The organism is Streptomyces sp. NEAU-sy36, assembly GCF_013423905.1.
In the GTDB taxonomy this organism is placed as follows: domain Bacteria; phylum Actinomycetota; class Actinomycetes; order Streptomycetales; family Streptomycetaceae; genus Streptomyces; species Streptomyces misionensis.
Window position 1 is genome coordinate 6276143 of the sequence record NZ_CP058977.1, and the last position, 13349, is coordinate 6289491.

General features: G+C 72.9%; 12 protein-coding genes, 1 tRNA gene and 1 pseudogene. 8 read left to right on the top strand and 6 right to left on the bottom strand.

Annotation, left to right across the window (positions count from 1 at the left end; genetic code table 11):
• Nucleotides 1–200 precede the first annotated feature (200 nt).
• Complete coding sequence (locus HZZ00_RS27430) at nt 201–350, bottom strand: hypothetical protein (RefSeq protein WP_167381442.1); 150 nt, start codon at nt 348–350, stop codon at nt 201–203.
• 29 nt (nt 351–379) lie between these two features.
• Nucleotides 380–1387, bottom strand: coding sequence for a DUF2156 domain-containing protein (locus HZZ00_RS27435; protein WP_180328952.1), 1008 nt, complete (start codon nt 1385–1387; stop codon nt 380–382).
• Nucleotides 1388–1563: 176 nt separating this feature from the next.
• Here HZZ00_RS27435 and HZZ00_RS27440 point away from each other — a divergent pair.
• The 5 genes from HZZ00_RS27440 (at nt 1564) to HZZ00_RS27460 (ending at nt 5683) form a co-directional block, all read left to right on the top strand.
• A tRNA-OTHER gene (locus HZZ00_RS27440) sits at nt 1564–1658 on the top strand.
• Nucleotides 1659–1937: 279 nt separating this feature from the next.
• Complete coding sequence (locus HZZ00_RS27445) at nt 1938–2732, top strand: AfsR/SARP family transcriptional regulator (RefSeq protein ID WP_070025421.1); 795 nt, start codon at nt 1938–1940, stop codon at nt 2730–2732.
• A gap of 129 nt (nt 2733–2861) precedes the next feature.
• Nucleotides 2862–4406 (top strand): acyl-CoA carboxylase subunit beta, encoded by a 1545-nt coding sequence (locus tag HZZ00_RS27450; RefSeq protein ID WP_180328953.1) that lies wholly within the window; start codon nt 2862–2864, stop codon nt 4404–4406.
• Between the two features lie 12 nt (nt 4407–4418).
• Nucleotides 4419–4610 (top strand): acyl-CoA carboxylase epsilon subunit, encoded by a 192-nt coding sequence (locus HZZ00_RS27455; RefSeq protein WP_070021964.1) that lies wholly within the window; start codon nt 4419–4421, stop codon nt 4608–4610.
• Nucleotides 4611–4720: 110 nt separating this feature from the next.
• The gene (locus HZZ00_RS27460; protein WP_180328954.1) at nt 4721–5683 is read left to right on the top strand and encodes an IS481 family transposase; all 963 of its coding nucleotides are present in this window, start codon (nt 4721–4723) and stop codon (nt 5681–5683) included.
• Between the two features lie 321 nt (nt 5684–6004).
• On the opposite strand, the gene HZZ00_RS27465 is transcribed toward HZZ00_RS27460, so the two are convergent.
• From HZZ00_RS27465 to HZZ00_RS27475, 3 genes are all read right to left on the bottom strand, one after another.
• The gene (locus HZZ00_RS27465) at nt 6005–6430 is read right to left on the bottom strand and encodes a DUF6299 family protein (protein ID WP_180328955.1); all 426 of its coding nucleotides are present in this window, start codon (nt 6428–6430) and stop codon (nt 6005–6007) included.
• Between the two features lie 103 nt (nt 6431–6533).
• A complete protein-coding gene (locus HZZ00_RS27470; RefSeq protein WP_180328956.1) occupies nt 6534–6950 on the bottom strand; it encodes a RidA family protein in 417 nt (138 codons plus the stop codon).
• Nucleotides 6947–8080, bottom strand: a complete 1134-nt coding sequence (locus HZZ00_RS27475; protein ID WP_180328957.1) for an acyl-CoA dehydrogenase family protein — start codon at nt 8078–8080, stop codon at nt 6947–6949. The genes HZZ00_RS27470 and HZZ00_RS27475 overlap by 4 nt, the downstream gene beginning before the upstream one ends.
• Nucleotides 8081–8235: 155 nt before the next feature.
• On the opposite strand from HZZ00_RS27475, the gene HZZ00_RS27480 reads away from it, so the two are divergent.
• From HZZ00_RS27480 to HZZ00_RS38830, 3 genes and pseudogenes are all read left to right on the top strand, one after another.
• Nucleotides 8236–9828: an AMP-binding protein gene (locus HZZ00_RS27480; protein WP_180328958.1), complete on the top strand. Its 1593-nt coding sequence runs from the start codon at nt 8236–8238 to the stop codon at nt 9826–9828.
• Between the two features lie 15 nt (nt 9829–9843).
• The gene (locus HZZ00_RS27485; RefSeq protein ID WP_180328959.1) at nt 9844–10662 is read left to right on the top strand and encodes a PaaX family transcriptional regulator C-terminal domain-containing protein; all 819 of its coding nucleotides are present in this window, start codon (nt 9844–9846) and stop codon (nt 10660–10662) included.
• Between the two features lie 196 nt (nt 10663–10858).
• Nucleotides 10859–11023, top strand: a pseudogene (locus tag HZZ00_RS38830) (ferritin-like domain-containing protein); the annotation flags it as partial.
• Between the two features lie 25 nt (nt 11024–11048).
• Here the strand turns inward: HZZ00_RS38830 and HZZ00_RS27490 are convergent.
• On the bottom strand, nt 11049–13343 hold the full coding sequence (locus HZZ00_RS27490) for a bifunctional salicylyl-CoA 5-hydroxylase/oxidoreductase (RefSeq protein WP_180328960.1): 2295 nt from the start codon (nt 13341–13343) through the stop codon (nt 11049–11051).
• Nucleotides 13344–13349: the final 6 nt, after the last annotated feature.

Genomic DNA, 13349 nt, shown 5'->3' on the forward strand with positions numbered 1-13349 from the left:
CGGACTTCAGCTCCCGCGTGGGGTCACCGCCGCGGGCTGTGGCCCGCCCGGCGGACCCGGGCGACGGGAGCACAGTGCGGTGCTCCCGGGCCCGGACCGCCGGGCGAACGTGCGTCCAGCGTTCCGTGCGGCACTGATGTGGCACTGATACCGGTCTGATCGGGCCACCTCGGCCCGGTCGCCGGCACCCCGGCGGCCACTCAGGCGGCCGCCTCGGCGCGCAGCCGCTCGTCGAGTGCGCGCACGGACGCGTCGGCGGCCTCGGCGACCTGCTCGTCGTCGGGCGCGCCGATGACGGCCATCAGCTGTCCGACCACGGCGTGCGAGAGTTCCTCGGTGGACTGGCTCATCGCTTCGTCTCCTGTCTGTGAGGGTGGGTTCAGAAGGCCTTGCAGGCGCGGAAGATGTGCGCGAAACCGGGCAGCGAGGCCTGGGGGCCGTCGAAGGCGACGTACTCGGGGATGAGCAGGTCGGGGGCCCACTTCTGCTTGTACGACAGCTGCGTCTGCGCGGGGTACAGCGCGGCGCCCTCGGCCCACAGCGCGTGCATCAGCCACTCGAAGGCCGGGCTGTGGCCGTCGAGTTCATGGGCGGCGTCGAGCCCGGTGAACGGGGTGAAGCCGAAGTGCAGCCACTCGACGCCCTCGGCCCGGAAGACCTCGATGGCGTGCGCGTTGATGGCCTCCATCAGGCCCGGGGAGCCCTCCGGGATGCGCCGGCTGAGGTCGTGCATCCAGCCGGCCCGGCTGCCGTAGACCGGCGAGTAGGAGATGTAGGCCACCGGCTCGCCGTCGATGGTGCCGGCGAACAGCCGGCGGTGCGCCTGGGCCGGCCCGCCGATCTGGCCGACCAGGAACTCCAGTTGCTGGGCGCCGCCCTTGGAGCCGAGCCACGCCTTGTCGATGACGGCGATGGCGTCGGCGACGTCGGCCGCGTCGACCTCCTGGATCTGCAGGCCGTTGCGCAGCGCGCGGGAGATCTTGTTGCGCAGCTGCATGAACTTGGTGCCGCGCAGGGTGAATTCCTCCAGGCTGACCGCCCAGGAGGCGCCGACCTGGTTGACGACGCAGCCGCGTTCGGCGTACCGCTCGGCGTCGGTGCGCTGGAGCTGCACGCCGACCAGGCTCAGGCCCTCGTCCCGGACGTGACTCCGGAAGGCGTCCAGCAGGGTGTCGTAGTCCCCCTCCGCGGCGAACGGACCGCCGAACTGGACCGCCCAGCGGCCGGTGCGGCGGTAGACGACGACACCGTCCGCACCCGGCACGGTGAAGACGCTGTTTCCGCTGTTGAGCGCCAGGAAGGAACTCGGGTTCTCGCTCGTGGTGTGGGTTCGTATCGCGTCGAGAATCCGGCTGTCGGTGCCGGTCTCGGTGGTGGTCGCGGTCATTCCCGTACCCCTTTCGGGAGCGTTTTCCGTCGAAGGGAGTACAGCACCGTAACGTTGCCCTGGAAAAGAGCAGTTGGGCATTCATTTACCTGTGTCAGAAGCGTGTCAGCTTTAGGTCAGCCGTCACTGCCAATGTGGTTGACGTGAACGGCGCCGGAATCCGGGGCCGGACACGGGGAGAGGTGCCCGGAGTGGCTTATCGGGGACCGAGTGCACAGCTCTGGTCGGGCCTGACCGGCCCACGCAGGTTCAAATCCTGCCCTCTCCGCCACGGCCGGAACCTCGGCCGGACGCCATCCCGTGCCGACCGGACGGGATTTCGAGGCTCCGGCCCGCGGGTTCGGCAATTCCCGGCCGGTGCTTTTCCGAACGAGCACCGGCAGCACCCAGGAACCGCCGGCCGCCCCCCGTCCCGGCGGAGCAGATGCCCCGGCGGGCCGCGCGAGCAGTCGAGGTCCGCCGGGGCACGGCGCGTTCGGTCGCTCTTTCTTTCACGGCAGCACCAATCCGGAATCACCGTCGGCGAGGAATTGTCATCTAGGGGGAAAGAATGCTGAGGTTCTCCATACTCGGAGCACTGGAGATACGCACCGACGCCGGTGAGGCGGACGTCTGCGGTGATCTCCAGCGCACGCTGGTGCAGACCCTGCTGGTCAGCGAGGGCCGGCCGGTGTCCGGGGAGAGCCTCGCCGAGGAGATGTGGGGCGAGGCGTTGCCGGACCGCCAGGCCAACGCCCTCCAGGCGCACATCAGCCGGCTGCGGCGCAGGCTGCGGGCGCTGGAGCCGGACCGGCCGGCCTCCCGGGTGACCATCCATCCGGCGGGCTACCGGCTCAGCGTCGGCGAGGGCGAACTGGACGCGGCCGAGTTCGTGCGGACCGTGCGGCAGGCGGAGTCGGCGGCGGCGCACGATCCCGGGCGCACCGCCCGGATGCTGGGCGAGGCCCTCGCGCTGTGGCGGGGGCCGGTCTTCGGCGGCTCCCCCGGCGGCACCCTGTGCCAGCTGGCCGGGGCCCGCTACGAGGAGCACCGGATGCGGGCGATGGAGCTGCTCTTCGACGCCGAACTGCGGCTCGGGCGGCACGCCTCCGTGCTCGCGGAACTGGCCGAGGCCCACACCAACCACCCACTGCGGGAACGGTTCTGCGAGCAGCTGATGATCGCCCTGTACTGCTCGGGGCGGCAGGCCGACGCCCTGGACGTCTTCCGCCGGATGCGCGGCCGGCTGGACGAGGAACTGGGCATCCAGCCCTCCCCCGCGCTGCGCAGGATCGAGATGGCCATCCTCTCCCACGACCCGGTCCTCACCGGCGACCCGCGCATCCCGGCGCTCCAGCCGGTGTGACCACGTGGGCCGGGGGACCGCAAGCGGTCCGTCAGCGCCCGGTCAGCCCGGGTTGTCACGCTCGGATCGACCGGCGGCCCGCGCGGGCAGCGTCCGAAGTCATGTCACCGCACGCAGAGGCAGGCAGAGATGAACTCCCATGTCGCGGAACTGGCCGACATACGCGCACGCGTGCTCGCCGGCCCCAGTGAGAAGGCGACCGCTGCCCAGCACGCCAAGGGCAAGCTGACGGCACGGGAGCGGATCGAGCTGCTCCTGGACCCGGGTTCCTTCCAGGAGGTCGAGCAGCTGCGCCGGCACCGGGCGACCGGTTTCGGCCTGGAGGCGAAGAAGCCGTACACCGACGGTGTCATCACCGGGTGGGGCACGGTCGAGGGCCGTACGGTCTTCGTCTACGCGCACGACTTCAGGATCTTCGGCGGCGCGCTGGGCGAGGCCCACGCCACCAAGATCCACAAAATCATGGACATGGCCATCGCGGCCGGCGCGCCGCTGGTCTCCCTCAACGACGGCGCCGGCGCCCGCATCCAGGAGGGCGTGACCGCGCTGGCGGGCTACGGCGGCATCTTCCGCCGCAACACGGCCGCGTCCGGGGTGATCCCGCAGATCAGCGTGATGCTCGGCCCGTGCGCGGGCGGCGCGGCGTACAGCCCCGCCCTGACGGACTTCGTCTTCATGGTCCGCGAGACGTCCCAGATGTTCATCACCGGTCCGGACGTGGTCAAGGCCGTGACCGGCGAGGAGATCACCCAGAACGGCCTCGGCGGCGCGGACGTCCACGCGGAGACCAGCGGCGTCTGCCACTTCGCGTACGACGACGAGGAGACCTGCCTGGAGGAGGTGCGCTACCTGCTCTCCCTCCTCCCGGGGAACAACCGCGAGACCCCGCCGCGGGTGGAGTGCACCGACCCGGCGGACCGGCGCTGCGCGTCGCTGGCCGACCTGGTGCCGGTGGACGGCAACCAGCCGTACGACATGGCCAAGGTGATCGAGGAGATCGTCGACGACGGCGAGTACCTGGAGGTGCACCAGCGCTGGGCCCGCAACATCATCTGCGCGCTGGCCCGCCTCGACGGCCAGGTGGTCGGCATCATCGCCAACCAGCCGCAGGCCCTGGCCGGGGTCCTGGACATCGAGGCCTCGGAGAAGGCCGCGCGGTTCGTGCAGATGTGCGACGCCTTCAGCATCCCGCTGGTCACCCTGCTGGACGTGCCCGGGTTCCTGCCCGGCGTCGACCAGGAGCACGGCGGAATCATCCGGCACGGCGCGAAGCTGCTCTACGCCTACTGCAACGCCACCGTGCCGCGCATCTCCCTGATCCTGCGCAAGGCGTACGGAGGCGCCTACATCGTCATGGACTCCCAGTCGATCGGCGCCGACCTCACCTACGCCTGGCCCACGAACGAGATCGCGGTGATGGGCGCGGAGGGCGCGGCCAACGTCATCTTCCGCCGCCAGATCGCCGAGGCGCAGGACCCCGAGGCCACGCGCGCCCGCCTGGTCAAGGAGTACAAGTCCGAGCTGATGCACCCGTACTACGCCGCCGAGCGCGGCCTGGTCGACGACGTCATCGACCCCGCCGAGACCCGCGAGGTCCTGGTGAAGTCGCTGGCGATGCTCCGCACGAAACACGCGGAGCGCCCCGCCCGCAAACACGGCAACCCCCCTCAGTGACGGAGGTCCCCGATGCCCGCATCCCCCACTCCCCCGATCCGCGTCGAACGGGGTCAGGCCACGGACGAGGAACTGGCCGCCCTCACCGTCCTCCTCCTCACCCGCGCCGCCCACCCGGCCCCGGGCACGGAGTCGACCTCCCCCGGCACCACCTCCTGGCGCCCGCACCCCTTCCACGCACCGCACAGCTGGCAGCGCGCCTAGGTGTGTTGTCCCGGGACGTTGGTGACACGCGGGCGGGGTGCTTGAACAGGTGAGGGCCTTCTGGGTTCGGTGTGGATTGCGAAGTCTGCACCGACGTCCAGGAGGCCCTCGTGTCCCACCGTAATGCCCCGCTGACCCCGACCGGCAGGCTGCGGCTGGCCCGGTGTGTCGTGGACGACGGCTGGCCGCTGCGCAGGGCCGCGGAACGCTTCCAGGTCAGCCACACCACCGCCGCCCGCTGGGCAGGCCGCTACCGGCAGCTGGGCGCCGAAGGCATGCACGACCGCTCCAGCCGCCCGCACCGTCAACCCCACCGGACCCCGGCCGCCATCGAGGCACAGGTCGTGCGGCTGCGGCGCGAACACCGCATCGGCCCGCTGCGACTCGCGGCCCGAACCGGTATCGCCACCTCTACCGCCCACCGCATCCTGGTCCGGCACGGCCTGCCGGCTCTGGCCTCCTGCGACCGGTCCACCGGCGAGCCCGTGCGCCGCTACGAACGGGCCCGGCCCGGCGAACTGGTCCACATCGACGTCAAGAAACTCGGCCGCATCCCCGACGGCGGCGGCCACAAATTCCTCGGCCGCGCGGCCGGCCGGGCCAACCAGGACCGCCGCAGCGGCACCGGATACGCCTACCTGCACACCGCCCTGGACGACCACACCCGCCTGGCCTACACCGAAGACCTGCCCGACGAAAAGGCCGCGACCTGCGCCGCCTTCCTCACCCGGGCAACGGCCTGGTTCGCCCAGCGGGGCGTCACCGTCGAACGCGTCCTGACGGACAACGCCTGGGCCTACACGAAGAACACCTGGCGCGACACCTGCCGCGAGCTGGGCATCAGGCCCCGCTGGACCAGGCCCTGGCGACCGCAGACCAACGGCAAGGTCGAACGCTTCCATCGCACCCTGCTCGACGAGTGGGCCTACATCCGGCCCTACACCTCAGACGCCGAACGGCAGGCCGCGTTTCCCGACTGGCTGGACTGGTACAACTACCACCGACCCCACACCGGCATCAGCGGTTACCCACCAGCCAGCCGCGTCACCAACCTGTCCGAACAGCACAGCTAGGGCCTCTCGTCTGGATCATGCCGGGCTCGCGGGGTCTGGCACGCACATCTGCGGCGTTGTCGTCGGTCGCCAACGCTCCGCGTTGACTCCCTCCTCCGCCTTGCATCTGCACGCACCAGACCCCGCTCCCTGATCCGGCCTGATCAAAACGAAAGACCCTAGCCGCCCCGCGCACCGATACGCCGGAGCCGCCCGCTCCGGCCGTGTCCGCGCCGGCCGCCACGCCCCGGGGCACGCACCCCGGCGGCGCCGGCCGGCGCGGACACCGCGCGCCACGGGCGGCGGGCCCCGCCGCCGGCGGCGCGTCCGGTCAGGGCGCCGTCACCCCTGGAGCAGGGTGACGTCCCGTTCGGCGGTCGCGTGGAAGACCGGCAGGGGGATCAGGCCGTGGGCGCGCAGTTCCATCAGCGTGGCCCTGACGTGGGCCCGGCCGGGCACGAGGTTCTCGCTCGTGACCCTGCCGGAGTTGGTCCAGCTGTGGGTGAGGCCGTCGCAGCGGGCGAGGCCGCCGCCGATGCCGTGGCTGACCCGGGGGTCGCGCTGGCTGACCGAGGACGTGGTGAAGACCGGGCCGGTGGCGCCGGTGCAGCGGTAGGTGCCGGTCAGCGTGAGGGTCCCGTCCGCGGCGAGCCGGCCCGTGGAGTCGACGGTGACGAACTCGCCGGGGGCGGCGCCGGCCGGGCCGACCGCGGTGACCAGCAGGGCGGCGGCGCCCAGAACCGCGGCGAGGGCGGAGCGTACACGCATGGATACCTCCAGGTTTGTACCGTTTTGGAGGACTCCACTGGTACCGGGCGCCCACGCCGCGGAGCGTGACCGTCACCCCAACGGTGGCGCGTCACGGCCCCGGCTACGGAAGGACCGCGAACCCGTCCAGCTCCACCAGCGCCTGCTCGTCCCACAGCCGTACGACCCCCACCACGGCCATCGCCGGATAGTCCCGGCCCGCCACCGCCCGCCAGACGCGCCCCAGTTCCCGCGCCTGTGCGCGGTACGCGGCGACGTCCGTGGTGTAGACGGTGACCCGCGCGAGGTCGGCGGGGGTGCCCCCGGCCGCGCGCAGGGCCGTGAGCAGATTGCCGAGGGCCCGCTCGAACTGCTCGACCGGCGTGCCACCGGTGATCTTCCCGTCGGCATCGAGCGCGGTCTGCCCCGCGAGGAACACCACCCGGGATCCGGTCGCGACGACGGCGTGCGAGAACCCCGTCGGCGGGGACAGCTCCGCCGGGTTGACGCGTTCCACCGAACCGGCCCGCTCGTCCGTCACCGTGCCTCCCGATCGCTTGCGGCGTACAACTCCTTGGCGATGATGCTCCGTTGCACCTCGCTCGCCCCCTCGTAGATGCGCGGCGCCCGCACCTCGCGGTAGAGGTGTTCGAGCAGATGGCCGCAACGCAGCGCGCGGGCGCCGTGCAACTGGACCGCGGTGTCGACGACGTACTGCGCCGTCTCGGTGGCGAGCAGCTTGGCCATCGCGGACCGCCGGGGCACATCGGCGGCGCCCTCGTCGTAGGCGGTGGCCGCCGCGTACACCATCAGCCGGGCCGCCTCGGTGCGCAGCGCCATCTCCGCCACCTGGTGGGACACCGCCTGGAGGTCCATCAACCTGCCCTGGAAGGCCTCGCGTCGCCGCGTGTGCTCGACGGTCGCGTCCAGCGCCGCCTGTGCCATCCCGACCGCGAACGCCCCGACGCTGGGCCGGAAGAGATTGAGGGTGCCCATGGCGACGGCGAACCCCCGGCCGACCTCGCCGAGCACATCGTCGGGGCCGACCGGCACGCCGTCGAAACGGAGCGCGCCGATGGGGTGCGGGGAGATCATCTCCAGCGCCCGACCGGTGAGGCCGGGCCGGTCCGCCGGGACGAGGAACGCCGTCACCCCCCGGGCGCCGGCCCGGGGGCCGGTGCGGGCGAAGACGGTGTAGAAGTCGGCCTCGGGCGCGTTGGAGATCCAGCACTTCTCCCCCGTGAGCCGCCACCCGCCCGCGCCGCCCGGCTCGGCCGCGAGGGCGAGGGCGGCCGCGTCCGAACCGGCCCCCGGCTCGCTCAGCGCGAACGCCGCGACCGCGCTGCCGTCGGCGACGCCCGGCAGCCACCGCTCACGCTGGGCGGCGCTGCCGTACGCGTGCACCGGATGGGCGCCGAGGCCCTGGAGGGCGAGCGCGGTCTCGGCCTCGGTGCAGCCCTGCGCCAGGGACTCCCGCATCAGGCACAGATCGAGCGCACCGGACGTGAACAACCGCCCCAGCAGCCCGAGTTCGCCCAGCTCGGCGAGGAGCGGCCGGTTGACGCTCCCCGGGGGCCCCTTGTCGGCGAGCGGGCGCAGCCGTTCGGCGGCCAGTGCGCGCAGTTCGGCGCACCAGGCGAGCTGCCGCGGGTCGAGTGAGAATGCGGACACCGCCGGTCCTCCCTCCGGGACGGACCAGGCGACCGTCCCCACCCCTCGACGTTATCGCGCACAGTTGACTGCCGTCACCAACACGATACGCTCAAACGGCGAGCCCGCCAGGAATGCCCGTCCGGACGTCCGTCACGGCAAGGGGGCGAACCGCCATGCATCTCTCGGCCCACGTGGACACCTTCGCGCGCGACCATCTGCCGCCCCCGCAGGAGTGGCCCGAGCTGCGCTTCGACCTCCCGGAACTGCGCTATCCCGCCCGGCTGAACTGCGCGGCCGAGCTGCTGGACGGCACGGACGGGTCCCGCCCGGCCTTCCGCACCCCGGACGGGCCGCCCTGGACGTACGACGAACTGCGCGCCCGCGTCGACCGGATCGCGCACGTCCTCACCGGCGAGCTGGGTGTGGTCCCGGGCAACCGGGTCCTGCTGCGCGGCCCCACCACGCCCTGGCTCGCGGCCTGCTGGCTGGCGGTGCTCAAGGCGGGCGCCGTCGCGGTCACCGTGCTGGCCCAGCAGCGCCCGCACGAACTGGCGGCCATCTGCGAGATCGCCCGCGTGGGCCACGCCCTGTGCGACGCCCGCTCGGTGGCCGACCTGACGAAGGCGGGCATCCCCGGGCTGCGCGTCACCACGTACGGCGCCGGCACCCCCGACGACCTCCTGCGCCGCCCCGCGCCCGGCACGCCCTACCCGGCCGTCGACACCGCCTGCGACGACGTCGCCCTGATCGCCTTCACCTCGGGCACCACCGGCCGCCCGAAAGGGTGCATGCACTTCCACCGGGACGTGCTCGCCATCGCCGACACCTTCTCCCGGCACGTCCTGCGCCCCCGCACGGACGACGTGTTCGCCGGCAGCCCCCCGCTCGGCTTCACCTTCGGCCTCGGCGGTCTGGTCGTCTTCCCGCTGCGGGCCGGCGCGAGCGCGCTCCTGATGGAACGGTCCGGGCCCCGCCTCCTCCTCCCGGCGATAGCCGAGCACCGCGTCTCGGTCCTGTTCACCGCCCCGACCGCCTACCGCGCCATGCTGGACGAGCTGGACGGGTACGACGTCTCGTCGCTGCGGCGCTGTGTGTCGGCCGGCGAGAACCTGCCCGCGGCCACCTGGCGGGCCTGGCACGCGCGCACGGGGGTGCGCGTCATCAACGGGATCGGCGCGACCGAACTGCTGCACATCTTCCTCTCCGCCGCGGACGAGGCGATCAGACCGGGCACCACGGGGGTTCCGGTGCCGGGCTGGCAGGCCCGGGTGCAGGGCACGGACGGCACCCCGCTGCCCGACGGCGAACCCGGGCTGCTGGCGGTGCGCGGCCCGGTCGGCTGCCGCTACCTCGCCGACCCGCGCCAGCGCGACTACGTACGCGACGGCTGGAACATCACCGGTGACACGTACGTGCGGGAGCCCGACGGCTACTTCCGCTACGTGGCCCGCGCCGACGACATGATCATCTCGGCCGGGTACAACATCGCCGGACCGGAGGTGGAGGACGCCCTGCTGCGTCACCCGGACGTGCTGGAGACCGCGGTGGTCGGCCGTCCCGACGAGGCCCGCGGCCAGGTGGTGGTCGCCTACACGGTGCTGCGCGACGGCGCCCGCCGCGACCCGGAGCCGCTGCGGGCGTTCCTCACCGCCGAGCTGGCGCCGTACAAATGCCCCCGCGAGTTCGTCTTCCTGGACGCCCTGCCGCGCACGGCCACCGGCAAGTTGCAGCGGTTCCGTCTGCGCAACCCCGGTGACCAGCAGTGATACCGACGACCTAAAATGATCAACGTGTCCGACCAGCGCGCTCCCAGGTCCCTCATCGTCACGCTCTACGGCGCGTACGGCCGGTTCATGCCCGGCCCGGTGCCCGTCGCCGAGCTGATCCGGCTGCTGGCCGCGGTCGGCGTGGACGCGCCCTCGGTCCGCTCCTCGGTGTCCCGGCTCAAACGGCGCGGCCTGCTGCTGCCCGCCCGCACCCCCTCCGGTGCGGCCGGTTACGAACTCTCGGCCGAGGCACGGCAGTTGCTGGAGGACGGCGACCGCCGCATCTACGCCGCCGCGCCTCCCGAGGACGCGGGCTGGGTGCTCGCGGTGTTCTCGGTGCCCGAGACGGAACGGCAGAAGCGGCACGTCCTGCGCTCCCGCCTGTCCGCGCTCGGCTTCGGCACGGCGGCGCCGGGCGTGTGGATCGCCCCCGCGCGCCTGCACGAGGAGACCGAACACACCCTGCGCCGCCTCCACTTGGACCCCTACGTCGACTTCTTCCGCGGTGAGCACCTGGGGTTCGCGCCCACGGCCGAGGCGGTGGCGCGCTGGTGGGACCTGCCCGCGATCGCCCGGGAGCACGAGCGCTTCCTGGACGCCCACGCGCCGGTGCTGCGCGCCTGGCAGGACCGCCCGGACACCCCGCCCGAGGACGCCTACCGCGACTACCTGCTCGCCCTCGACTCCTGGCGCCACCTCCCCTACACCGACCCCGGACTGCCCGCTCACCTCCTGCCCCCGGCCTGGCCGGGTCTGCGTTCGGCCGAGGTCTTCCAGGCCCTGCACGACCGCCTCCGGGACCCGGGCGCGCGGTTCGCCCTGCCGGCCCGGTGAGGAAGTCCGCTCACTCGGGCGGACGGCACTCGGCCCCGCGGCCGGCCGGCGGCGTCACCGGCGCGGGGAACGGTCCGCCGTCGAACCGCGTCGTTCCGGTCCAGGCCGGTGACGGCGACTACGCGCGGGCGGTCCGGCTGTTCGTCGCCGAGGAGCGGCTCCGCGAGGCAGAAGTGCAGTCGCTCGCAGTGGAAGGCTCCTCCTCGCCGCGTCCCTGGTCGTCGCCACCGGCCACGGCCCGGCGCTGCGCCGGCTCGGCGTCGGCCGGCGGCGCTTCGCGGCCGACGTCGTGTCCTCGTCCGGCCCGGTCGTCCGCGCGGTGCTGTCGCCGCGTCCGGACGCCCGGACCAACACGATCTGACGGCGACCGCGCGGAGGCATCGGGGTCAACCGCCCAGCGACAGCCTGGGTTTCGGGGTGTCGGTGCGGCCCGTCCGGGGGCGGCGGCTGCCGGCCCGGTAGGGGGGCGGCCAGGGAGCTGCGGGGCCGGTGTAGGACTGTTCGGCGGCCGCGTGGAGGGTCCAGTGGGGGTCGTAGAGGTGGGGGCGGGCCAGGGCGCACAGGTCGGCGCGGCCCGCCAGGATCAGGGAGTTGACGTCGTCCCAGGAGGAGATGGCGCCGACGGCGATCACCGGGACCCCCACCTCGTGGCGGATCCGGTCGGCGAACGGGGTCTGGTAGGAGCGGCCGAAGTCGGGGCGTTCGTCGGAGACGACCTGGCCCGTGGAGACGTCGATCGCGTCCGCGCCGTGGCCGGCGAAGGCGCGGGCGATCTCCACCGCGTCCTCGGCCGTCGTGCCCCCTTCCGCCCAGTCGGTGGCGGAGATGCGGACCGTCATCGGGCGATCGGCCGGCCACACCGCGCGGACGGCGTCGAAGACCTCCAGCGGGAAGCGCAGCCGTTTCTCCAGTGAGCCGCCGTAGGCGTCCGTGCGGTGGTTGGTGAGCGGGGACAGAAAGCCGGAGAGCAGATAGCCGTGGGCGCAGTGCAGTTCGAGGAGGTCGAAGCCGGCCCGTGCGGCGCGCCAGGCCGACGCGGCGAACTGCTCGCGGATGTCCGTGAGTTGGGCACGGGTGACTTCGCGGGGGACCTGGCTGACGGGTTTGTACGGCAGCGGGGAGGGCGCGACGAGCGGCCAGTTGCCCGTGGGCAGCGGGTCGTCCATGCCCTCCCACATCAGTCTGGTGGAGCCCTTGCGGCCCGAGTGGCCGAGCTGGACGCCGATCGCGGTGCCCGGCGCCTGCCGGTGCACGAAGTCGGTGATCCGGCGCCACGCCTCCGTCTGCCGGCCGGTGTAGAGGCCGGCGCAGCCGGGGGTGATGCGGCCCCGCTCGCTCACGCACACCATCTCGGTCATGACCAGCGCCGCCCCGCCGAGCGCGCGGGCGCCCAGGTGGACGAGGTGGAAGTCGCCGGGCACGCCGTCGGTGGCGGAGTACATGTCCATCGCGGACACCACCACCCGGTTGCGCAGGGTCAGCCCGCGCAGCCGGAACGGCGTGAACATCGGGGGCGTACCGGGCGGGCAGCCGAACTCGCGCTCCACGGCCTCGGTGAAGCGGGCGTCGCGCAGCCGGAGGTTGTCATGGGTGACCCGGCGGCTGCGGGTGAGCAGGTTGAACGCGAACTGGCGGGGCGGCTGGTCCCGGTAGAGGGGCAGGTTCTCGAACCACTCCAGGCTCGCCTTCGCGGCCCGCTGGGTGGAGGCGACGACCGGTTTGCGCTCGGTCTCGTACGCCGTCAAGGCGGCGGGCACGTCGGGCTGTTCGGACAGGCACGCCGCCAGCGCCAGCGCGTCCTCCACGGCCAGCTTGGTGCCCGAGCCGATGGAGAAGTGGGCGGTGTGGGCCGCGTCGCCGAGCAGCACGATGTTGCCGTGCGACCAGCGGTCGTTGACCACCGTGCGGAAGGTCGTCCACGCCGAGTTGTTGGAGCGCAGCGGCCGGCCGCGCAGCGCCTCGGCGAAGACCTTGGCGCAGCGGTCGGTCGATTCGCGCGGGTCCGTCTCGTCGAATCCCGCCGCCCGCCAGACCTCCTCGCGCATCTCGACGATGACCGTCGAGGCGTCGGGTGCGAACGGGTAGCCGTGCAGCTGCATCACGCCGTGCTCGGTCTCGGCGATCTCGAAGCGGAAGGCGTCGAAGGCGAAGTCGGCGGCGAGCCAGATGTAGCGGCAGCGGTGGCCGGTGATCGTGGGGCGGAAGACGTCGGCGTAGGTCTCGCGGGTGGCGCTGTGCACCCCGTCGGCGGCGACGACCAGGTCGTGCTCGGCGGCGAGCCGGCCGGGGGGCGGGGCGGGGGTGCGGAACTCGATGCGTACGCCGAGCTCCCGGCAGCGGTCGTGCAGGATCCTCAGGAGGCGGTGTCTGCCGAGGGCCGCGAAGCCGTGTCCCCCGGAGGTGTGGCGCACTCCCCGGTGGACGATGTCGATGTCGTCCCAGCGGACGAAGTGCCGTTGCAGGGCCTCGTGGACCACCGGGTCGGCGTGTTCGATGCCGCCCAGGGTCTCGTCGGACAGGACGACTCCGAAGCCGAAGGTCTCGTCGGGGGCGTTGCGCTCCCAGACCGTCACCTCACGGGCGGGGTCCAGGCGCTTGAGCAGGGCGGCGGCGTAGAGGCCGCCGGGTCCCCCGCCGACGACGGCGACGCGGGAGGCGGCGGACGCGGCTGACGTCGGCACGGCCGG